Here is a 20,317-nt window from a genome sequence, read left to right as displayed (position 1 = left end):
GTGCTCTCCGGCGTAGCCGATGCCTGGTCAGTCCGGTGGATTGATTCCACGCAGTCAGGCGGAACGGCGATCCAGGCTTTGAGAGTGCGTTTGCCGCGAATGTTCAACTTAATATCCAAATGAGGGATGAACAGCCGCTGGATGAGTGAGCGCTGTTGCGCAGCACACCTGAACCTGTGCGGCCACTGGGAGTCAGCACAACAGCACATGCGTTCAGGACGCTCACGCCTGCTGTATGCATCCTGCAAGCATTGAGTGAATAACGCCGAAATGAATCAACCGGTTTTTGGGGACGCGCATGAATGATCTATCCAGTCTGCTGGCGGCGCTTGAAGACGCGCAACGCGGGCAGCAGGACGTGGTAATCGCCACGGTGGTCAAGGTCGAAGGTTCGGCCTACCGCCGTCCGGGCGCACGCATGATCATCGCGCCGATGGGCGAAGCGACCGGCACCGTCAGCGGCGGATGCCTGGAGAGCGATGTCAGCAAAAAGGCCTGGTGGCTGACCGCAAGCGGCAAGCCCGCGCTGCGCACTTACAGCACGGGCGAAGATGATGATGAGCTCGAAGATGCCGAGCTCAGTTTCGGGCTGGGTTGCAACGGCACCGTGCACATTCTGTTTGAACGGGTGCTGTTTGAAGATCACCCCGAGGAGAAGGGGATGCCGCGGGCTGCCAGTCTGGTGGTCGACGTGCTGCGGGAAGTGAAAGCCAGCGGGACAGCTGCGGCGCTCGCCACCGTCATTGGTACACAAAGCGAGCGTCACACGGCTCTGGGCGAGCGGGTGGCGATCCGTTCAGCCGGACAGGTGCAGATTGAAATGCACGAGCGCTGGCTGGCAACGGCGGTGGCTGAGGATCTGAAGGCCGTGCTCAACGCCCGTCGCTCGGCCACTCGCACCTATGAAGGCGCGGACGGAGCCGTTGAAGTGTTGCTGGAATACATCGCCCCGCCGCGCCGGCTGGTTATCTTTGGGGCCGGGCATGACGCCATGCCCCTGGTCAGCATGGCGCGCTTGCAGGGTTGGCACATTACCGTCATCGATGCGCGCTCGCATTTCGCCCGGGCACAGCGCTTTCCCGATGCTGATCAGGTTCTTTCGGCGCCGTTGCAGCCGATGCCCGAACTGCATGCCATGGTGGCGGACGCCGCAGTCGTAGTGATGACCCACAGCTTGAGCCAGGATCGTCACTGGCTCGGCCAAGTGCTGCTGTCTACCCCGCGCTATATCGGTCAGCTCGGACCGCGCAGCCGCACCGAGCGCCTGCTGGACGAACTCCCCGAACAGGCTCGCCAAGCCGCTGCGTGCGCCAATCTGCACTATCCGGTCGGGTTGGACCTGGGCGGCGACGCTCCGGACAGCGTGGCGCTGTCGATCCTTGCGGAGGCCAACGCGGTCTTCAACGGCCGCGACGGCGGGATGCTCAAGCACCGGCAGGCGAGCATTCATGCGGTCGACGTTACCCTCGACCGCACCCTGGAGAAGACCCGCGAATTGAGAATGATCAGCTAGTGTGGAACGTGACGTTGCGGGCCAGGAGGGGGCCCGCAACGTCCATCAAGGTTTTCAGGCGGCCAGGGAGTCATATCGCGCCGCGCGGGGTCACAGCACGGCATTCATCAGGTCTGCTCAATGAACGACAAGTACCGACCCCACGACTGGGCACCTCACGAGCGGCCGACACTGCCGGGCTCGCCGTCGACGCCTTTGCACGCCACGCCCAAGCGCTGGGCGTTTGCCATCGTCGGCGTGATCGTGGCGTTGACGGGTGGGTTGGGCAACGCGCTGGTGGTGGCCAACCTCCAATACCTGCAGGGTTCGCTGGGGGCCACTCAGGCTGAGATCGCCTGGCTGCCTGCCGCTTATGTCATGACCAACGTCTCGATGAACCTCTTGCTGGTGAAGTTTCGCCAGCAATTCGGCTTGCGCGCGTTCACTGAAGTATTCCTGGTGCTGTACGCCCTCGTCACCTTTGCGCACCTGTTCGTCAACGACATCGGCTCGGCCATCGCGGTACGGGCGGCCCACGGGATGGTCGGTGCAGCGCTGAGTTCGCTTGGGCTGTATTACATGATTCAGGCCTTCCCGCAGAAATGGCGAATGAAAGCGCTAGTGCTCGGGCTGGGCACCGCGCAGCTGGCCACACCGCTGGCGCGACTGGTGTCCGAGGACCTGCTGCAGATCGCCGAATGGCGCGGTCTCTACCTCTTCGAGCTGGGGATGTGCCTGCTGTCACTGGGCTGTGTACTGATTTTGAAGCTGCCGCCCGGCGATCGCTTCAAAGCCTTCGAAAAACTCGATTTTCTGACCTTCGCACTGCTGGCCTCGGGGTTTGCCGCGCTGTGTGCTGCGCTGTCGCTGGGGCGGATCGAGTGGTGGCTGGAAGAACCGTGGATTGGCATGGCCCTGGCCTCGTCCATCGTGCTGATCCTGGCCGGGCTGTGCATCGAACACAATCGCGTCCGACCGCTGTTGATCACTCGCTGGCTGGGCAGTGGCCGGATGATTCGTTTCGCCTTCGGCGTGCTGCTGACGCGCATTGTGCTGTCTGAGCAGTCGACCGGCGCTGTCGGGTTTCTTCAGGGGCTGAACCAGGGCTCCGAGCAATTGCATACCTTGTACCTGTTCATGCTGCTGGGGAGTGTTGCCGGGCTGGTCATCAGCGCGTTGACGATCAACCCGCAACACTTGTTCAAACCGCTGATCATCTCGCTGGCATTGATGGCCATCGGGTCGAGCATGGACAGCTTCTCGACCAGCCTGACCCGTGGCCCGCAGATGTATTTCAGTCAGTTCCTGCTGGCGTTTGGCGGTACGTTTTTTCTCGGCCCGACGCTAGTGCTGGGCATCAGCGGGGTGATCAGCAACCCGCGCAACATGGTCAGTTTTTCGGTGATGTTCGGGATCACGCAGAACGTCGGCAGCCTGATCGGCTCGGCGCTGCTGGGGACTTTTCAGGTCTGGCGCGAGAAATTCCATTCGGCGCACATTGTCGAACATGTCACGCTGATCGACGCTCAGGTGCAGTCGCGGCTGCAAAGCTCCAGCGGCGCCTATATTTCGGCCATTGCCGATCCGGCAGCCCGCACCAACCTGGGCATACGTTCGCTGGCCACCGCCGCCACCCGTGAAGCCAATACGCTGGCCTACAACGACGTGTTCATGCTGATCGCGGTCATCGCGGTGCTGACCATGATCTGGATCACCAGCCGTGCGACCTGGCTGTGGATTACCACAGAGCCGGTGGCGCCCTTTACCCCGGCGACTCCAGTGGCATCCCCCGTTCAACCTTCTGGCGCTCATTCTTCATGACTCAATCCGACAAACCTACCGGCGATAGCAGCGATAACAGCAGCAACCCGGCCGCCAGTTCGACACCTCCCCATGCCGCGGCCGCAGCACCTGCACCCGCTCCTGTGGTAATGCCGGCCACCACGCAGCCGCGTTCGGCCCGCATTCGCCTGGTGTCGGCGATCCTGTTCGGCGGCATCGCCCTGGCCGGGGTGCTGGTGGTGCTTTACGCCTGGCAGTTGCCGCCTTTCAGCAGCCCGATCGAGAGCACGGAAAACGCGTTGATACGAGGCCAGACCACACTCATTGGCCCACAGCTGAGCGGTTACGTGTACGAAGTCCCGGTGCAGGATTTCCAGTGGGTCAAGCAGGGCGATCTGCTGGTGCGCATTGACGACCGGATTTACCAGCAGCGCCTCGATCAGGGACTGGCGCAGTTGGGCATCCAGAAAGCCGCTCTGGCCAATAATCTGCAGCAGCGACGCAGCGCCGAGGCCACGATTGCCCAGCGTCAGGCGGCCGTTGCCAATGCTCAGGCGCAGAGTGAAAAGGCCGGTGCCGACCTGCGCCGTGGTCAGGCGCTGGTCACCGACGGCTCGGTGTCGAAAAGTGAGTTTGACGTCACGCGCGCAGCGGACGCTCAGGCGAAAGCGGCCCTGGCCGAGGCCAGGGCGGCGCTGGAAATCTCCCGTCAGGACCTGCAAACCGTGATCGTCAACCGTGGCTCCCTGGAGGCCTCGGTGAAAAACGCCGAAGCGGCCATCGAGCTGGCGCGGATCGACCTCACTAACACGCGCATCACGGCGCCCCGCGACGGCCAGTTGGGACAGATTGGCGTGCGCCTCGGGGCCTATGTCAACTCCGGGGCGCAGTTGATGGCGCTGGTCCCGCGGCCGCGCTGGATCATCGCCAACATGAAAGAAACCCAAATGGCCAATGTGCGTCTGGGGCAGCCAGTGAGCTTCACCGTCGATGCCCTTGAGAACCTGAAGATGCACGGCCGGGTGCAGCGCATTTCACCGGCGGCAGGGTCCGAGTTCAGCCTGCTGCCTGCCGACAATGCGACCGGTAACTTCGTCAAGATTGCACAGCGGATTCCGGTGCGCATTACCATCGACGACGACCAGCCCGAGGTGGACCGGTTGCGTCCTGGGATGTCGGTGGTGGTCAGCATCGACACCAGCCAGGACGGCCCCGTGCCGCCTGATCCGGTAGACGGAACGGTGGACTCGGCTGACAGGCACCGCTGATGCGCTTCGTGTATCGCGGTGTATCGCAATGCGGGCCAGACACTCGTTGATCCATTGGCCTGCGGTCGGGACACATCGACGACACTTCCCGGGCGTTGAATGACGCCATCGAGGCGATTGCCCTCGATGACTTCAATCCAACGCATTCATCGCCCGGGGCCCCGTCATGAACTGGAAAAACCTTACACCTGATCTTCTCTTCGCCCGCGCTCCAGGCGGCGCCTCCGCTGGAGGTGAACGTCCATGTTCCTGATCGCATTTCTGGGCGGCATCGTTACCGTGCTCAGCCCCTGCATCTTGCCGGTTGTGCCGTTTCTCTTTGCCCGCGCGGATCGTTCGGCAGCGTCGATTCTCATGACGCTGCTAGGGCTGATGCTGACCTTTGCTCTGGTTTCCAGCCTCGCAGTGGTCAGCAGCGACTGGGTGGTTGCCGCCAACGGCATCGGTCGTGACGTCGCGCTTGTGGTCCTCGTGCTGTTCGCACTGTCGCTGCTCTGCGCGCGGGTCAGCCATTGGCTGACGCTGCCGCTGGTAGCGTTGGGCAATCGCCTCGACCCCGCCACGCGGCGGCTGTCAGGACCTTTTGCCTCGGTGCTCATAGGTGTCGCCACGGGGTTGCTGTGGGCGCCCTGCGCCGGCCCTGTTCTTGGGATCATTCTGAGCGGGGCGATGCTGCAAGGGCCCAACCCGCAGACCAGCTTGCTGTTGCTGGCGTACGGGCTGGGCAGCGCGGTTTCATTGGGTGTTGTGATCTTTGCCGGGCGCGGTTTGCTGGCGCGGTTGAAGTTGTCGCTGCCCGTGACCGCCTGGCTGCGTCGCAGCGCTGGTCTCGCGGCACTGCTGGTGGCCGTCGGCATTGCCACCGGCACGCAGAATCAGCTCCTGGCCGGGACGTCGTCCGAGTCCGCAGCGGCAGTCGAGCAGCGGCTGCTGAGCAGCGTGCCCAAGGCCATCGATTATGTGGTCAGCAGCGTGAAAGCGGCTGCGGCGCCGGACGTCAGCAGCCAGGGCGAGATGCCGTCGTTATCCGGCGCGTTGGCGTGGCTCAATTCACCCGCGCTGACCTCCGAATCCCTGCGCGGGAAGGTGGTGCTCGTCGACTTCTGGACATTCGACTGCATCAATTGCCGGCACAGCATTCCGCACGTTAACGAATGGGCGAAAAAGTACGAGAAGGACGGTCTGGTGGTCATCGGCGTCCACACGCCTGAATACCCCTACGAGCGGGTCATCGACAACGTGCGCAAGAGCGTGGCCAGGCTGGGCCTGAACTACCCAATCGCGATCGACAATGACTATGCGATCTGGCGCGCGTTCGACAACCAATACTGGCCTGCGCACTACCTTGTCGATGCCCGGGGGCAGATCCGTTACAGCCATTTCGGGGAAGGCGCGTACGAAGAACAGGAGCAGGTTATTCGCGGGCTTCTTGATGAGGCTCGCATGGCCGCGCCCGCCCCACGCGCCTGATCGGAGCCCGGCGCTGAGCGGGGCAACTGCTCGCGCCAGGCCGCCTTCACACCATACGTCTGACCGTGTTGTCCTTGCGCACGAAGTGGTGCCAGACGGCCGCGATCACGTGCAGGCCAATGACGTAGTAAAAAATAGTGCCGAGCAAGACGTGATAGTGCTCCAGCGTCTCGGCGGTGTCTTTGGACATGTCGAAGGGCGCAGGAATGCTCATCCCGGTAAGGGGGATTGGCAAGGCGCCGCGTTCCAGCAGCACTGTAAACAGACCCAGCAGGGGTTGTGCGAAGAGGAAAGCGTAAAGCGCGTAATGCGACAGCGTGGCCGCCAGACGCAGCACGCCTTCAAGTGGCGGGGTAATACCTGGCGGCGTGTGACGGCGGCGCTCGGCAACCCGGAAGAAAGCCATCACCAGCACGACGATACCGACCCAGAAATGCGTCTGCACAACGAAGGTGCGGGCGTCGCTGCCTCGGGCAAGCTGTGTACGGCTCAGGATCAGCGCATAGGCCAGCACAATCAGGACGGCCATGACCCAGTGAAACCAGCGGGCCTTGTAGCTGTAGCGTTGGGTGTCGGAAGGTGTGCTCACGGTCAGGTCTCTTGGTCTGTTTTTTGATCTATTTCGGTCCGGCTGTTAAAACCGGGCCGGTGCGGTGGTTGCCGTCTCGCTTTCATAACCCAACGCTCGGCGGCCGTCGAGTGACATGTGTGATCGAACACGCCCAGGCGTGCATTTATCCGTTGAGGCAATGCGCATGTTCCATTGATCACACTTATTGTTAGATCTACAACTAACGTGAGAAGCATGCCTATTCAGCACGTGGTCATTGATATAAGTGAACGGCTTATTGTTTTTATAAGTAACGCGGCACTCATATGATTTCATCCATTTGAATCTCTCCGAAAAAGGGCCTCGGACTGACTCATGCCCTCTGCAGCTACTAAGACGCACGATTAAACTTCTTATTCCAATTCGGCATTAAAAATCCACTGAATTGCGTTTGACAGGTTGTCCGATTGGATCCATCGTAAGGTCTCGAAGCCCCAGTCATCCGACTATTAGCTTGAAAAAGCTGGCATTTTGCCCGTGCTGCATGTGGGCTTCGATTTCCGTGTTCTCATGACAAAGGAAGGGCATCTTCATGGATGGTTCGGGCTTCGTTCAGCTTTTAAAACATTATAACTCCGACTCGGAAGTCTGGTTTGATTCTTCGCCTGTTATATATAACGACTGCCGTCTCAAGTTGTTGCGGAGCTATCCAGGTATGCAGGCATTTATCGCAGACCTTCTCCCGCAAGAATGGGGTCAGCCGGGCTCGGCCCTGAGTGGCGCCACCACTAACCCGGTATTGATCAGTCAGGCGGTCATGAACCATGCGGCGCATTACCGGGATGTCCTCAACGCGGTGCCGTCGACGATGCCCGCCCATGCGCGAGTGGCCAGGCTCTACGATCAGTCGATCGTTGAGGCTGCAGAGCGGCTACTGCCGCTGTTCAGGCAATCGCGGCATCAGGCGGGCTGGCTGTCGGCGCAGATCGAAGGCGGGCACTGGATGAACCGCGACGCACTGGTGGCGCGCGGCCTGGAGTTGGCCGCGCTGGCGCCCAATATCATGATCAAGATTCCGGGCAGCGCGCAGGGCTATCACGCCATCGAACACCTGGTCGCGCAGGGCTGTTCCATCAATAACACCTTCTGCTTTTCGGTCTCGCAGCTTGATGCCTGCCTGAAAGCCATTCACGCCGGCCGACAACGAGCGCAGGCCAACGGGGTGAATCTGAAGCGGGCGCGCTACGTGGTGAGCTTCATGATCGGGCGCCTGGGGTCGGAGGTGGAGTTCGTGCGGCAGGCACGCAGCAATCGCATTAACCTGACCCGTACGGACATGCGTTGGGCTGAACTGGCGGTGTATCAAGCGATGCAGGCGCTGATGCGCCGGCGCGACACGCCAGCCCGACTGCTGCTGTGCAGCATCAAGGTCGACACCGACGCGCGCGGACGCGAGCACTGCTGGCACTTGCAGCGCACCGGGGCCGAAACCACGCTCTATACGCTGACGCCGGCCATCCTCGAGTTCCTCGTGCGCCGCGCACAGTCGGGGCGGCCGATCGAGCCGTCGCCGCAGTGGCTGGCGATACCGGACAAGGTGCTCGACCGTCTGCTCGGCCTGTCCTATTTCAATCAGGTGTATTTCGAAGGCGGTCTTGCGGCCGACGAGTTCGCCCGCCAACCGGCCTTTCTGACCGCAGCCAATGACGCGCGTCGTGGTGTTGAGCGCCTGCACCGGTTTGTCAGCGACACCCTCGACGGGCCTGACTGTGTGCCCCGTTCGGCGCCCCGTCACACTGGCATGGAGCAGCGCGCATGAACCGCATGATCGCCCTGTGGGCTCATCCGCGTTCTCGCTCGACCGTGCTGGAGCGGGTGTTTATCGAACGCGGTGATTTCGAGGTGTTTCATGAACCGTTTGCGTACATGGCCTTTGACGCCCGGTCGGCCATTCCCCATGACGACCTGAATGGCGACATGCCGCGTGACTATGAAGCGATCAAGGCGATGTTGCGCACCGCGAGGCAGCGCTCAAACGTCTTTCACAAGGACATGTGTTACCACTGCGTCGATGCGCTGAAAGCCGATGACGCATTTCTGCGCGAGCAGCAGCACGTGTTCATCATCCGCGAGCCCGCGCGCGCCATCCTGTCTCATCACGCCATCTTTGCGCACATGCCGGTGCATGCCATCGGCCATCAGGCGCTGCACGAGATTTTCTGCGCGGTCACCCGGATCACCGGAAAAATCCCGTACGTGATCAACGCCGAGGACCTCGCCCGGCATCCCGAATACACGCTACGCAAGCTCTGCGAGTACCTGCAACTGGAGTTCCTGCCCCAGGCGCTGAGTTGGGCGCCGGCGTGTCCCGAGCAATGGAAGGCGTGGCGCTGTTGGCACAAGGATGCCGAGAACAGCACCGCGATCAGGCCGGACCCGAAGGAGACCGGGGCGGATTGTCTGCGTCTTCCTCCTCACCTGATTGGCCACTACGAACGTCATCGCCCGTTCTACGAACGCATGAATCAGTTCACCCAGCAGGTACAGCCATGAACCAGGACGTCATCCCCGACACCGCCATGAAGAAGGTTGTGATCACCGGCGCGGCCAATGGCATTGGCAAGGCCACCGCCATTGCCTGCGTCGAGGCCGGTTATTACGTCATTGCTGCCGACAAGGACCGCCTCGGGCTGCAAGCCCTGCAGGCCCGTCTGCCAACGCACCGGCTGGAAACCCATCTGGCGGACTTTTCCCGGCCGCATGTCTACCAGTCCTTCATTGGTGATCTGTACGACCGTCATCGCCATTGTGCACTGGAGGCACTGGTCAACAACGCCGGGGTGTATCACGGCAAAAGCGTGTACGACTACAGCGACGAGGAGGTGGAGGAGATCTGGGCGGTCAACCTGAAGTCGCTGATCTACCTGTCGAAGGACTTCGCCCGTCGTGAAACCAGGGCGACGCATTCGCGCAGTATCGTCAACGTCACCTCCGTCGCCGGTGAGGTCGGCAGCATGGACGCGTTGTATGGCGCGACCAAGGCCGGGGTCATCGGGCTGACCAAGGCCAATGCCTGGAATTTCGCGCCCCGTGTCCGAGTGAACGCGGTGTCGCCGGCGCTGGTTCGCGACACGTCCATTCATGATCGCATCCCCGAGCACCGGCGCCGGGAGTACGAGCGCCAGGAAATCATCGACGCACCGCTCCAGCCGCAGGGCGTGGCCGACGTCATCCTGTTTTTGTTGTCGGCGCAAAGCCGGCACCTGACCGGCAAAGTCATTGCCGTGGATAACGGCGCGTACCCGCGCTAGTCATTGGCAACGCCACCCTTGTTCACGCGTTTCAGGGAGAACACCATGCACCGCAAGAAACTGCTCATCGTCGGCGGCGGCAACCTGTGTCTGCAGATCCTGCAGATCCTGGCCCCTCGCAATCAGTTCGAGTTTCACGTGGCAAGCCGGGATCTGGAAAAGGCGGACCGGCTGACCAACCTCATCCGTCTCGCCGCGCTCCAGCAAAACGTGGCGGTCGAGATCCACAGCCACCACATGGACCTGAAGGAATCGTGGATCGGCCGCAACGCCGAGACGCTGCTGAAAATCAAACCGGACATCGTGCTCAACTGCGCTTCCTTGCAGTCCTGGCGCGTGATAACGCAGCTGCCGGCCGACAAGTTTGCCGCCCTTGATCACGCCCAGTTGGGCCCCTGGCTGCCGATGCACCTTGCGCCGGCCCACGCCTTGATGCGGGCGATCAAACAATCGTGCCCCAAGTGCCTGGTGATCAATGCTGCCTTTCCGGACGCGGTGAACCCGATTCTGTACAAAGTGGGCATGGCGCCGGATGTCGGCGTTGGCAACATCGCCAATCTGGTTCCCGCCACGCGCAGCGCGATTGCGCGCCTTACCGAATGCCATCCCTCGCAAGTCAGGGTGAAACTGGTGGGGCACCATTATTTCAGCCACTGGGTGCCACGGCATGGTCTGCCTCCGCAAGTGCCAGACCCCACGTGTAGTCTGACGTACTGGATTGAGGGTGAAGAACGCACCGATGAGCATGCCGCCGACGCTATCTTCGGCTGTATCGCCAGCGAGTTCCGACGGTTGGGTGGTACGGACGGGCAGTACCTGACGGCGATGTCGGCGGTGACCGTGCTGGAAAACCTCTTCGCTGAAAATGAGGTGCGGGTCCATGCACCCGGGCCCCAGGGTCTGCCTGGCGGTTACCCCATCAAGGTCGGTATGGGCAAGGTCTTGCTCGACCTGCCCTACGGCGTCACCCGCGAAGAAGCCATAAAAGTCAACGAAGCCGGCCAGCGGCTGGACGGGATCAGCATGATTCGCGCCGACGGTACGGCGGTGTTCGGCCAGTCACAAATGGCCGTCATGCAGCGTGAGCTGGGTTTCTCCATGGCCGAAATGCGCGTCAGCGACGCCGCTGCCTGGGCCGAGGAGCTGGGCTGCAAATACAAAACCTACGCCGGGAACGGCGCGCACAAAGGAGTCGTTGCCCATGCCACCGGCCATCGCGCTTTCGCCCGTTGAAGCTTCGAGTAGTGCGGACCACGATTATGCTCGGCAGTACGCTGAAGATTTCGTCGCGCGCTGGGACGAATTGATCGACTGGGAAAAACGGGCAGCCGGTGAGGGGGCGTTCTTTTCCGATCTTCTGCGCCAGGCCCGCGCCTGGCGAGTGCTGGATGTCGCCACTGGCAGCGGCTTCCATGCGGCGCAGTTGCACAAGGCCGGTTTTGATGTGACCGCCAGCGACGGCAGCCCAACGATGGTGGATCGCGCACGGTGCAACCTGGATCGACTCGGCATCGGCGTGCCAGTCCACTGCCACGATTGGCAGGCGCTGGATCCACGGGTGCTGGGCACCTTTGATGCGGTGCTATGTCTGGGCAGCTCCCTGTGCCATGTGTTTGACCGGCAGGCGCGCATAGCGGCGCTTGAGCGGTTCCGGCGGATGCTCAAACCCGGCGGGCTGTTGCTGGTGGATCAGCGCAATTTCGAGGCCATTCTCGCCGGGCGCTTTTCGTCCTCGGGGCGTTATTACTATTGTGGCAAGACCGCCCGCGTGACACTCGGTGAACTGGACGAGTCACGGTGCGAGTTTGTTTACGATTTTGCCGACGGGGCTCAATACCGCTTGCGGGTGTTCCCGATTCGACCCCGCCAGTTACAGGAAGAATTGCGCGAGGCCGGCTTCCACACCCCGCGCTCCTTTGGCGATTTCAAACCGGTGTATGACGTCATGAGCGTCGATTTCATCGTCCATCAAGCCCACGCCTGACACTGACTCAAGGAGGAGCCTGCACATGAAAACCTACAACCCTGGCCTGACCCGACACAACCACCTCACGCCGTATGCTTTTCAGCACACCACCGCGACTGGCGCCCACATCAGGCCGCGGGTCATCTGGCTGACGGGGCTATCGGCAGCGGGTAAATCGACGATTGTCGACAGCCTCGGCCCGGTACTGCAAAACCGTGGCCTGACAACCTGCATTCTGGATGGCGACTCGGTGCGCACCGGCCTGTGTCGGGACCTGGGTTTCTCGGCCCAGGACCGCGATGAAAACGTTCGCCGCGTCGCCGAGGTGGCCGCGCTCATGGCCGATGCGGGACTGACGGTGATGGTTGCGTTGATCTCGCCCACGCGCGCAGCTCGGCATCTGGCCCGATCGATTGTTGGCAGCACGCGGTTTGTGGAAGTCTATGTGGATGTGCCGCTGGCGGTGGCCGAGGCCCGCGATCCCAAAGGCTTGTACCGCCGCGCACGGGCGGGGTCGATTTCCGGGTTTACCGGATTGGATGCCCCTTATGAGCCACCGGTGTTTCCCGAGCTGCACATTCACAGCGACCAGGTGGATGTGCAGGAGGCGGTGGGGATGATCGACGACTGGCTGCTGGCGCGAGGGTAGGAGAGGGAGGCAGACCTCCTGACGACCGGGTCGTCAGGAGGCATCTGTCGGGTTAGCGAGGATTGGGCTGGTCATCCAGCTCGGCATTATCGACGTCCACATCCGGCATATTTCCCTGACGCGAGGCTTCCTGGTCCGTATCTGCCGGGGTTTGACCTTCGTTATCGGGTAGCTCGTCCACGCCTGGCTGGTCGCTGGGGTGCAAGTCTGTCCGGCGAGGTGACAGCGGGTCGGGGGACGTCGGCATCGGGTCGTCACCGCCCAGGTCACTTTGAAATCGGGTCTCTGTGTTCATCACAACCTCCTGGCACCGCGTTATGCCGTGCATATCAGTTGGAAAGCGGATTGCGGCGGCGGGTTCGTCTGGAATGGCCAGCGAATGACTGACGGTCAAGTGGCAGTCGGCAACGGGCAGCGCCTCGGCTCCCGCATGCCTGTCTGCCTTTCTGCGTGCTTGCCTGGACCTGACGTGGAAGTGGGCTGGATGAAGATTTCCGACCGGGACATGCGAGAGGGGCATCGATTTGATAGCCTCGGTCAACCTTTTGGAGAGACCCCGATGACCCCCACCAGCCAGGCAAAAATGGCGGCTCGCTACGGCGAGCCTGATGCATCTCCGCTCGCCCCGTGGAGCGACACAATCGATCTGCTGCTTGATCATCGCAGCGTCCGGGCCTTCAGCTCCGAGCCGTTGCCGGATGGGCTGATCGAGACCCTGATCGCCGCTGCACAATCTGCAGCCACCTCGTCAAACCTGCAGGTCTGGAGCGTTGTGGCGGTGCAGGAGCCCGAGCGAAAGGCGCGTCTCTCGGCGCTGGCCGGCAACCAGGCCTACATCCGACAGGCGCCGCTGTTCTTCGTATGGCTCGCCGACCTGTCCCGGGTTTCTCGCATCGCTGCACAGCAAGACGTCGAGCTGCAGGCGCTGCCTTATCTTGAAAGCCTGTTGCTCGGCACCATCGATGCGTCGCTGGCGGCGCAAAACGCCGTTGTGGCACTGGAATCGTTGGGGCTTGGAAGCGTTTACATCGGGGCCATTCGCAACGATATCGAAGGGGTTGCCAAAGAGCTCGGGCTACCTGCGCACGTCTATCCCGTGTTCGGCCTCTGCGTCGGGTACCCCTCTGCGGAGCTGCCAGGCAAGGTCAAGCCGAGACTTCCACAAGCAGCGGTGCTTCACCACGAAACCTACTCGGCGGAGCCGGAGCCAGCGGCGGTCGCCGATTATGACCAGCGGCTGGGCGACTTCTATCAACGCGAGGGCATGAAGGCAAACGGCTGGTCGGAGCAGGTCGTCAATCGACTGCACAGCGCCGCAAATCTGCATGGTCGCGAGCACCTTGTTGATCAGCTGACCCGCATGGGCTTTGGCCTTCGCTGAGCGCCTGACTGCGCACAACGGATGCGTGTCCTGCGGCCTGCATCCGCTCGGCAAAAGCGCTGGCGGCAAGCGTTTGAAGCAGCCTGGCGGCATTTAATGAGCGCCACCTTTCAACGCTTTCAGCTCAGCCTTGAGCACGTCGTTCATGGCGATCAACGTACGCGCGTCGGCCTTCAACCGTCTGATGTCAGACCATGCGTCATGAAGCTCGTCAACGAGCATCAGGCACTGGTGCTGGTAGCTCTCAAGCTCGGTGGGTACGCCGAGTTCAAGGAAGGAGTCATCCGGGAGGTGAGGTGAGTGAGTCATGAGAGGGCGCCGTTGGAGTGCAGATGTTTCCGGCAAGCCTAAACCCGAATACTGGATGGATCAACAGTGTTTTTTATGTTTGTCTGGCCGGCAGATCACTGGCCGCGAGGGTTGTCGCGAACCGGCACGGCGAGTGGCGGCTGCCGCGCCTGTTAGTTTCTGACCGTTCGCCAAGCCGCTTCAGCGAGTTGGGTACGGTATTGATCAGGGCTGTTTTTCACTCGCCCCGATAGCCAGGCCCTGCAGTAGTTTTCGGTAGATCCAATGATCAGCGACAGCAACAGATCCAGCGGGAATTGCTGCATCGCCCCTTGTTGTACCGAGTCTTCGTACCAAGCCCTGAGCTTGGCATTGCGCGCCTGATTGGCCTGTATAAGGCGGTCGCCAAAGGCGCTTTTGGCGACCTCATAGCGGGCCTGAAACTGGAACCTGGCCCACTCGGGTTGCTGCGTGACCCAGTCGACGTAGCTGTACACCAAAGCGTGAATGACTGACTCGGCTGACTGAGCCGCTCCTACGTAATCGTCGCGAAGCATGCCCTGATCCTCCAAGGCGGCCATGTACAACGCGGCCACCAGCCCCTCCTTGTTTTCGAAGTGATGATAGATCGCGCCAACGCTCATCTCGCTGTCACTTCGAATGTGCTCAATGGTCGTCGCTTCAATGCCCTGCTGATTGAACAACGCCAGGGCGCTACGAAGAATCAGCCTTTTGGATTCGGCACGTCGGCCCGGGTAGCAGCGTTCTAGAAGATCGGCGGGTTCCATCGTTTTCTCGCGAAAAGCCGGATCGTATCGGAAAGCGTGACCGAGAACGAGGGATTGACGATTCCTTATTAGCAGAATATCGTTCCGTTACAGAATATTATTCTGTTTAATCCGATTCGTTCAAAGACTGAGGTGTATCCATGAGTCAGACACTGAGCATGTATCAAAGCGTTGGCGCGTCAGCCTTTAGTAATATGGCCTGCCAAATGGCTCCGTACTTCAGCACCATCACACCCCAAATTTCGGTTCTGGCCCCCGGCAGAGCCGAAGTCCACGTCCCGTTTCGAAAGGAAATCACCAACCATCTGGCGTCCGTACACGCCATTGCGCTGTGCAACGCCGCAGAGCTGGCGGGCGGGATGATGACCGAGGTGTCCATTCCCGCTGGCGCTCGCTGGATTCCAAAAGGCATGACGGTTGAATACCTGGCCAAAGCCAAAAGTGACGTTCACGCCATCGCTGATGGCAGCGCAATTGACTGGGCGACTCCCGGAGACAAAGTGGTGTCAGTCGATATTTTTGACGAAGCGGGCAGTAAGGTTTTCAACGCGCGTATCACCATGAACGTCAAGCTGGCTTGATGCGCACGCGGGTTTGACTACTGCGTTCGGATAGGCACGTCGGCGGTGCTCTGGACCGTTGAAGCAATGAGATCTCGCAGCCACAGATGGGCGGGATCGCGGTGCAGGCGTTCGGGCCACAGCATCAGCATGTCGAATCCGGGTATGGGGAGCGGGGGTGCCTGAACATGCAGAGAGGGTTGGTCGCACAGCATCCGCTCCGGCACCACAGCCACCAGATCGCTGTGGGTCAAGGCTGAAATCAGTGAGTTGAAATTGGGCACTGATAGTACGACTTTGCGTTCCAGGCCCTCGGCGGCCAGTGCCTGATCTGTGCTTGCCGCGAACCCGGCGCCGTTGGGCGACATGATGGCGTGTTCCAGATCGCAGAACGCTTTAAGGGTCAGCTTTGACTTGAAAGCGGGATGTCCGCGCCGGCCGGCCAGCATGTAGCGCTCATGCACCAACGAACGTTGACGCAGCTTCGGTGGGGCTTCGCCACGAATGTGCAGAGCGAGATCAAGCCGTCCGCTTTCCAGATCGCCGGCCAGGTCGACAGGGTTCTTGTTCAGCAGCGCCAGACGAGTATTCGGGGCTGTGCTTCTGATCAACCGCAGCGACGGCCACACTAGGGCGGTGGTTGCGTAATCGCTGGCGGCGACCCTCCAGGTGTGCGTCGCGCAGGCGGGATCAAAGGTTTCAGCAGGGCTTAGCGCATTCCCCAATGCCGCGAGGGCATCGCTCAGCGGCTTGCGCAACTCGCGGGCACGTTCGGTGGGTAGCATTCCCCTAGGGCCGGGTAAAAGCAGGGGGTCGTCGAGCATGTCCCTGAGCCTGCCGAGCTGCAGGCTCACGGTTGGCTGGGCAAGGTTCAACACGCGCGCCGCCCGCGTCACGTTTTGCTCGGTCAACAGCACGTCCAGCGTTAACAACAGGTTGAGGTCGAGATGGCGCAAGCTATAGTGCATGGCAATACCAGTTGTTTCAGGAATTCATTTCCAGCATAGCGAATTCACACTTACGGTGTGGCATCTCAATCAACCGGTGCCTGCTGTGAACATACTCTTGATTTACGCCCACCCTGAATCCCGCTCGCTCAACGGATCGTTGCGGGACTTCGCAATCGCTCATCTGAAGGGGAAGGGTCATGAGGTGGAGGTTTCGGACCTCTACAAAATGCAATGGAAGGCGGCGCTCGATCCTGACGACGCCCCTGGCTACGACCACCAGACGCCTTTCAATCCTGCCGTCGAGTCGCAACGGGTGTTCGCCGCAGGTGCCCAGCCCAAAGACGTAGAGATTGAACAGGCCAAGCTGCTGTGGGCCGATGCGGTGATCTTCCAGTTCCCGATGTGGTGGTTTTCGATGCCCGCCATCCTCAAGGGATGGGTTGATCGCGTTTATGCCTATGGCTTTGCCTACGGTGTGGGTGAGCACAGCGAAAAACACTGGGGCGATCGCTACGGTGAGGGCACCCTGGCGGGCAAGCGCGCAATGCTGACGGTGACCATGGGCGGATGGGAATCGCACTACAGTGATCGCGGGGTGAGCGGGGCCTTGAACGACGTGTTGTTTCCTATTCAGCACGGGATCCTGTTTTATCCGGGATTCACGGTCCTGCCGCCTTTCCCGGTTTATAAAACCGGTAAAGTCGACGCCGCTCGGTTCGACCAGCTGTGCAGCGCTTATGCGAAAAGGCTCGATAACCTGTTCACTGATCAGCCATTGCCGTTTCGTCGGCAGAACGCTGGCGATTACGACATTCCGGCGCTGACCCTCAAACCGCACATTGCCCCGGGGCGCCATGATCTGGGCATTCACCTCACCGACAGTGACGCAACCTGAAGCCGTCGCTGACCAAACGATTGCATCGTTCCACGCGGGCAGCGTCTACGCTGGGTTGTCAGGCATTACTTTCTGCACAACCCTTTGGAGCAGCCCATGTTCAGTAATTGGAGCGGTCAGGTTGCCCTGGTCAGTGGAGCGGGCAGCGAACAGGGCATTGGCTTTGCCATCGCCAAACGCCTCGGCGACGCTGGCGCAAAGCTGATCATCACCGGCAGCAGCGCTCGTATCCATGAACGTGTCGCCGAGCTCAGCGCCGCGGGTTATGAGGTTCAAGGCCGCGCGGCGGATCTCACCCAGCCGCTTCAAGTCGCAGAGCTCGTTGAGTGGGCAGAGTCGCTGTGGGGCAGGATCGACGTACTCGTGAATAACGCCGGCATGGCCATTCAGGGAGATGCCGAAGCGTTTTCGGAAGTTTCGACGATGAGCCTCGACGCCTGGAATACCTCGATTGCCCGTAATCTCACGACCGCATTTTTACTCACCCGAGGGGTTTTGCCGGGCATGCAGAACCGCCGCTACGGACGGATCGTCCATGTCAGTTCGACGACCGGCACGCGTGTCAGCAACCCCGGGGAAGCCGCTTATGCTGCTGCCAAAGCGGGAATGGTCGGCATGAACATGAGCCTGGCGCTTGAGGTGGCGCCGTACGGCATCACGGTCAATTGCGTTGCGCCTGGCTGGATCGCCACCCAGTCGAGCACCCGCGAAGAACTGGCCGCCGCGCAGTACGTGCCGGTCGGCCGCGCAGGCCGGCCTGATGAGGTGGCTTCTGCAGTAGCATTCCTGGCTTCCCCCGAGGCCAGCTACATCACTGGCGAAGTTCTGGTGGTTGACGGCGGTAATTGCCTGTCGGAAAACAAGGGCCCTCGTTGAGGTGTCGTGTGCCTGCGCAAGGGCCAGGCTTCGTTCTGGATCGTCAACCTGAGCCTGCAGTCGAGTCACTTCGCGTCCAGCCGGCGCCAGACGCGTCAGGGTCAGTGCCTCGGCAATTTGAGGCTAAATACAGTCCCGGTGTCTGCTGTTGATTCCAGCGAAACAGTGCCGCCGTGAGCGGCCACGATTTCCCTGACGATAAACAGCCCGAGTCCAATGCTGCGCAGGTCGCCGGATTCGCTAACCCCTCTCACCATGGGTTCAAACAAGGCCGATGAGGCCGATTCGGGTATCGGGGCGCCGTGGTTATGAACTGAAAGCAGCACGCTTTCCTCTTCAATGTGGCAGCTCACGGTGATGGGCAGCGACGTGTCGCCGTAGGCCACCGCATTGCTGGCCAGATTGCCAATCGCCTGCTGCAGGCGATCTGCGTCCAGCATCACGACTGCCTCCCCCGAGGCCTGATGTACCCAGGTGGCAGCCGGAAATGCCACTTGCAACTCTTCGACGGACTGCCGTGCCAACTGCTGCAGGTCCGCGGGCGCACGCTTGACCGCCAGTCCGCGTCCGACGCGTACCAGGGCCAGATCGAGCAGGTCTGAAATCATCCGTTCGGCCCGGTCTGTCGATTGACCAATGTGTCCAAGCAGCGTGGTCTCTCTGGGAGGACGTTCACTTCTGCTCAACATTTGAGTGGCCATCTTGATGGCGGTCAAAGGGTTTTTCAGGTCGTGGCTGACAATGGCCACCATTTGTTCGGCAAACGTAGCGCGTTGCTGGGCCTTGAGGTACGCGGCCCTCAATTTTTCCTGTGCTTCCCTGAGCGCGTTTTCGGCTTCGGATTTCTGCGCCAGTAACTGCTCGGCAACCTTTCGTGCATTGAGCAACTCACGCTCGTACATGTCCCGATCGGTTGTGGTGAACAGTGCCAGCTCATGGAAGCAGCCACCGGCGTGTTCGCGCCGCACACCGTTCAGGAGCATGGTGATGATGCGCCGGTCATGGTGGAGCACGTCGAGTTTCACCTCCGCCACCGACCCTTGCATCTGCATCAAAGGGGCCCAGTGCGTCTGGTGAAAGATGCGCCCACCCATGGTCAAAAGGCTCTGAAAACGCCTTCCGAGCAGGGCGTTTTCCGTCATCCCGATCCAGGTGCAGAAAGTGAGATTGGCACGAACAATCGTACCGTTTTGTTCGGTGACCACGAGCCCGCAAGGCGCGCCTGAAAACAGGATCTCAACGTCAGGCAGAGGCGGTCGGTCACTGCTCATGAACAGGCGTCAACCAACGTTGCAGGAACTGATTCATGGCCGCGACGCAGGTGCTGGGCGCGCTCATATGGGGGCAATGCCCCACGTTGTCGACCAGGCAAAGCTCGCTGTTGGGAAGAATTGCATGCAGATACTCGCCGACTTCAACCGGCGCGATCATGTCGTCGGTTGACTGGATGATCAACGTAGGGGTATTCAGCCCCTGAAGGTCAGCCCGGTTGTCCGAGAGGAACGTGACGCGGGCAAATTGTTTGGCGATTTCCGGTTCAGTGCGGCAAAAGCTGTTGGTCAGCTCGACACCCAGCGCAGGTTGGCCGGGCGCGCCCATGATCGCCGGCGCCATGGTGCTGGACCAACCAAGGTAGTTGCGATCCAGGGTATCAAGCAGTGACTCGACGTCTTCGAGGGTGAACCCACCGACGTAATCATCCGAATTGATGTAGCAGGGTGATGGCCCGATCATCACGTGGCCGGCAATGCGCCCGGGCGACTGCCTGTCTGCCAGTGCGCCTATCATTGCGCTGACCGAGTGGCCGACCGTGATGACCGGCCCGATGGCGAACTGCTCGATGAGTTGTGCCAGATCGTCGGCATAGCCGCCAAGCGAGTTATATCTGGACGCGCTATAGGCAGTGAGATCCGACCCGCCGGCGCCTACCAGGTCGTACAGCACGACCCTGAAACGCCCGGCGAAGTCCGGCGCCAGATACCGCCACATGCTTTGGTCGCAGCCAAAGCCGTGTGAAAAGATCAAGGTTGCAGGGCCTTCACCGGTCACCTTGACGTTATTGCGGCGTTCAAGCTCCATCCCGCCCTCCAG

The 20,317-nt window shown here is 61.0% G+C and carries 21 protein-coding genes; 14 read left to right on the top strand and 7 right to left on the bottom strand.

Annotated features, from left to right (window positions below):
* The first annotated feature begins 298 nt into the window (after positions 1-298).
* The 4 genes from LT42_RS12860 to LT42_RS12845 all read left to right on the top strand — a co-directional run bounded on the left by LT42_RS12860 (position 299) and on the right by LT42_RS12845 (position 6,012).
* The gene (locus LT42_RS12860; RefSeq protein WP_037013607.1) at positions 299-1,513 is read left to right on the top strand and encodes an XdhC family protein; all 1,215 of its coding nucleotides are present in this window, start codon (positions 299-301) and stop codon (positions 1,511-1,513) included.
* Positions 1,514-1,633: 120 nt separating this feature from the next.
* Complete coding sequence (locus tag LT42_RS12855) at positions 1,634-3,313, top strand: MFS transporter (RefSeq protein WP_037013605.1); 1,680 nt, start codon at positions 1,634-1,636, stop codon at positions 3,311-3,313.
* Positions 3,314-3,423: 110 nt separating this feature from the next.
* Positions 3,424-4,542: an HlyD family secretion protein gene (locus LT42_RS12850; protein ID WP_276209549.1), complete on the top strand. Its 1,119-nt coding sequence runs from the start codon at positions 3,424-3,426 to the stop codon at positions 4,540-4,542.
* 243 nt (positions 4,543-4,785) lie between these two features.
* Positions 4,786-6,012, top strand: coding sequence for a cytochrome c biogenesis protein DipZ (locus tag LT42_RS12845; protein WP_037013602.1), 1,227 nt, complete (start codon positions 4,786-4,788; stop codon positions 6,010-6,012).
* A 46-nt stretch (positions 6,013-6,058) separates the two neighbouring features.
* On the opposite strand, the gene LT42_RS12840 is transcribed toward LT42_RS12845, so the two are convergent.
* Positions 6,059-6,601, bottom strand: coding sequence for a cytochrome b (locus LT42_RS12840; protein WP_037013600.1), 543 nt, complete (start codon positions 6,599-6,601; stop codon positions 6,059-6,061).
* Between the two features lie 676 nt (positions 6,602-7,277).
* Here LT42_RS12840 and LT42_RS24895 point away from each other — a divergent pair.
* From LT42_RS24895 to cysC, 6 genes are read left to right on the top strand one after another with little or no spacing between them, the layout of a single operon-like run.
* Positions 7,278-8,381, top strand: coding sequence for a transaldolase family protein (locus LT42_RS24895; RefSeq protein ID WP_160176719.1), 1,104 nt, complete (start codon positions 7,278-7,280; stop codon positions 8,379-8,381).
* Entirely contained in the window at positions 8,378-9,115 is a 738-nt protein-coding gene (locus LT42_RS12830; RefSeq protein ID WP_037013598.1) for a sulfotransferase-like domain-containing protein, read from the top strand. The genes LT42_RS24895 and LT42_RS12830 overlap by 4 nt, the downstream gene beginning before the upstream one ends.
* A gap of 26 nt (positions 9,116-9,141) precedes the next feature.
* Positions 9,142-9,873 carry an SDR family NAD(P)-dependent oxidoreductase gene (locus tag LT42_RS12825; protein WP_037017226.1) on the top strand — a complete coding sequence of 244 codons (732 nt, stop codon included), beginning with the start codon at positions 9,142-9,144 and terminating at the stop codon, positions 9,871-9,873.
* Positions 9,874-9,918: 45 nt separating this feature from the next.
* Positions 9,919-11,106, top strand: coding sequence for a hypothetical protein (locus tag LT42_RS12820; protein ID WP_052075276.1), 1,188 nt, complete (start codon positions 9,919-9,921; stop codon positions 11,104-11,106).
* On the top strand, positions 11,075-11,857 hold the full coding sequence (locus LT42_RS12815) for a class I SAM-dependent methyltransferase (protein ID WP_052075275.1): 783 nt from the start codon (positions 11,075-11,077) through the stop codon (positions 11,855-11,857). The genes LT42_RS12820 and LT42_RS12815 overlap by 32 nt, the downstream gene beginning before the upstream one ends.
* A gap of 25 nt (positions 11,858-11,882) precedes the next feature.
* Entirely contained in the window at positions 11,883-12,488 is a 606-nt protein-coding gene (gene cysC, locus LT42_RS12810; RefSeq protein ID WP_037013597.1) for an adenylyl-sulfate kinase, read from the top strand.
* 52 nt (positions 12,489-12,540) lie between these two features.
* Here the strand turns inward: cysC and LT42_RS12805 are convergent, their stop codons facing one another.
* Positions 12,541-12,783 carry a hypothetical protein gene (locus LT42_RS12805; protein ID WP_037013595.1) on the bottom strand — a complete coding sequence of 81 codons (243 nt, stop codon included), beginning with the start codon at positions 12,781-12,783 and terminating at the stop codon, positions 12,541-12,543.
* Positions 12,784-13,047: 264 nt separating this feature from the next.
* On the opposite strand from LT42_RS12805, the gene LT42_RS12800 reads away from it, so the two are divergent.
* Entirely contained in the window at positions 13,048-13,869 is an 822-nt protein-coding gene (locus LT42_RS12800; RefSeq protein ID WP_037013593.1) for an NADPH-dependent oxidoreductase, read from the top strand.
* A gap of 93 nt (positions 13,870-13,962) precedes the next feature.
* On the opposite strand, the gene LT42_RS12795 is transcribed toward LT42_RS12800, so the two are convergent.
* The gene (locus LT42_RS12795; protein WP_037013591.1) at positions 13,963-14,178 is read right to left on the bottom strand and encodes a hypothetical protein; all 216 of its coding nucleotides are present in this window, start codon (positions 14,176-14,178) and stop codon (positions 13,963-13,965) included.
* A 152-nt stretch (positions 14,179-14,330) separates the two neighbouring features.
* Positions 14,331-14,945 carry a TetR/AcrR family transcriptional regulator gene (locus LT42_RS12790; RefSeq protein WP_037013590.1) on the bottom strand — a complete coding sequence of 205 codons (615 nt, stop codon included), beginning with the start codon at positions 14,943-14,945 and terminating at the stop codon, positions 14,331-14,333.
* Between the two features lie 140 nt (positions 14,946-15,085).
* On the opposite strand from LT42_RS12790, the gene LT42_RS12785 reads away from it, so the two are divergent.
* Entirely contained in the window at positions 15,086-15,526 is a 441-nt protein-coding gene (locus tag LT42_RS12785; protein ID WP_037013588.1) for a hotdog fold domain-containing protein, read from the top strand.
* A gap of 17 nt (positions 15,527-15,543) precedes the next feature.
* Here LT42_RS12785 and LT42_RS12780 read toward each other — a convergent pair whose 3' ends face one another.
* Positions 15,544-16,473 (bottom strand): LysR family transcriptional regulator, encoded by a 930-nt coding sequence (locus LT42_RS12780; protein WP_037013587.1) that lies wholly within the window; start codon positions 16,471-16,473, stop codon positions 15,544-15,546.
* An 85-nt stretch (positions 16,474-16,558) separates the two neighbouring features.
* Between LT42_RS12780 and LT42_RS12775 the strand changes: the two genes are divergently transcribed.
* Positions 16,559-17,350, top strand: coding sequence for an NAD(P)H-dependent oxidoreductase (locus tag LT42_RS12775; RefSeq protein ID WP_037017218.1), 792 nt, complete (start codon positions 16,559-16,561; stop codon positions 17,348-17,350).
* 96 nt (positions 17,351-17,446) lie between these two features.
* Positions 17,447-18,226: an SDR family NAD(P)-dependent oxidoreductase gene (locus LT42_RS12770; RefSeq protein ID WP_037013586.1), complete on the top strand. Its 780-nt coding sequence runs from the start codon at positions 17,447-17,449 to the stop codon at positions 18,224-18,226.
* A gap of 101 nt (positions 18,227-18,327) precedes the next feature.
* Here the strand turns inward: LT42_RS12770 and LT42_RS12765 are convergent, their stop codons facing one another.
* Together LT42_RS12765 and LT42_RS12760 are read right to left on the bottom strand one after the other, a co-directional pair.
* Positions 18,328-19,497, bottom strand: a complete 1,170-nt coding sequence (locus LT42_RS12765) for a PAS domain-containing sensor histidine kinase (protein WP_037013585.1) — start codon at positions 19,495-19,497, stop codon at positions 18,328-18,330.
* A complete protein-coding gene (locus LT42_RS12760) occupies positions 19,487-20,305 on the bottom strand; it encodes an alpha/beta fold hydrolase (RefSeq protein ID WP_037013583.1) in 819 nt (272 codons plus the stop codon). Before LT42_RS12760 ends, LT42_RS12765 begins: the two co-directional genes overlap by 11 nt.
* Positions 20,306-20,317 lie beyond the last annotated feature (12 nt).

The organism is Pseudomonas lutea (genome assembly GCF_000759445.1).
In the GTDB taxonomy this organism is placed as follows: domain Bacteria; phylum Pseudomonadota; class Gammaproteobacteria; order Pseudomonadales; family Pseudomonadaceae; genus Aquipseudomonas; species Aquipseudomonas lutea.
Note: the sequence above shows the minus strand (reverse complement) of the source record. Positions and strands in the feature narration are given on the sequence as shown.

Excerpts from the sequence above, each read along its gene's own strand:
- LT42_RS12860 (WP_037013607.1), top strand. The coding sequence starts at position 299 with ATGAATGATCTATCCAGTCTGCTGGCGGCGCTTGAAGACGCGCAACGC.
- LT42_RS12855 (WP_037013605.1), top strand. The coding sequence starts at position 1,634 with ATGAACGACAAGTACCGACCCCACGACTGGGCACCTCACGAGCGGCCG.
- LT42_RS12850 (WP_276209549.1), top strand. The coding sequence starts at position 3,424 with ATGCCGGCCACCACGCAGCCGCGTTCGGCCCGCATTCGCCTGGTGTCG.
- LT42_RS12845 (WP_037013602.1), top strand. The coding sequence starts at position 4,786 with ATGTTCCTGATCGCATTTCTGGGCGGCATCGTTACCGTGCTCAGCCCC.
- LT42_RS24895 (WP_160176719.1), top strand. The coding sequence starts at position 7,278 with ATGCAGGCATTTATCGCAGACCTTCTCCCGCAAGAATGGGGTCAGCCG.
- LT42_RS12830 (WP_037013598.1), top strand. The coding sequence starts at position 8,378 with ATGAACCGCATGATCGCCCTGTGGGCTCATCCGCGTTCTCGCTCGACC.
- LT42_RS12825 (WP_037017226.1), top strand. The coding sequence starts at position 9,142 with ATGAAGAAGGTTGTGATCACCGGCGCGGCCAATGGCATTGGCAAGGCC.
- LT42_RS12820 (WP_052075276.1), top strand. The coding sequence starts at position 9,919 with ATGCACCGCAAGAAACTGCTCATCGTCGGCGGCGGCAACCTGTGTCTG.
- LT42_RS12815 (WP_052075275.1), top strand. The coding sequence starts at position 11,075 with ATGCCACCGGCCATCGCGCTTTCGCCCGTTGAAGCTTCGAGTAGTGCG.
- cysC (WP_037013597.1), top strand. The coding sequence starts at position 11,883 with ATGAAAACCTACAACCCTGGCCTGACCCGACACAACCACCTCACGCCG.
- LT42_RS12805 (WP_037013595.1), bottom strand. The coding sequence starts at position 12,783 with ATGAACACAGAGACCCGATTTCAAAGTGACCTGGGCGGTGACGACCCG.
- LT42_RS12800 (WP_037013593.1), top strand. The coding sequence starts at position 13,048 with ATGACCCCCACCAGCCAGGCAAAAATGGCGGCTCGCTACGGCGAGCCT.
- LT42_RS12795 (WP_037013591.1), bottom strand. The coding sequence starts at position 14,178 with ATGACTCACTCACCTCACCTCCCGGATGACTCCTTCCTTGAACTCGGC.
- LT42_RS12790 (WP_037013590.1), bottom strand. The coding sequence starts at position 14,945 with ATGGAACCCGCCGATCTTCTAGAACGCTGCTACCCGGGCCGACGTGCC.
- LT42_RS12785 (WP_037013588.1), top strand. The coding sequence starts at position 15,086 with ATGAGTCAGACACTGAGCATGTATCAAAGCGTTGGCGCGTCAGCCTTT.
- LT42_RS12780 (WP_037013587.1), bottom strand. The coding sequence starts at position 16,473 with ATGCACTATAGCTTGCGCCATCTCGACCTCAACCTGTTGTTAACGCTG.
- LT42_RS12770 (WP_037013586.1), top strand. The coding sequence starts at position 17,447 with ATGTTCAGTAATTGGAGCGGTCAGGTTGCCCTGGTCAGTGGAGCGGGC.
- LT42_RS12765 (WP_037013585.1), bottom strand. The coding sequence starts at position 19,497 with ATGAGCAGTGACCGACCGCCTCTGCCTGACGTTGAGATCCTGTTTTCA.
- LT42_RS12760 (WP_037013583.1), bottom strand. The coding sequence starts at position 20,305 with ATGGAGCTTGAACGCCGCAATAACGTCAAGGTGACCGGTGAAGGCCCT.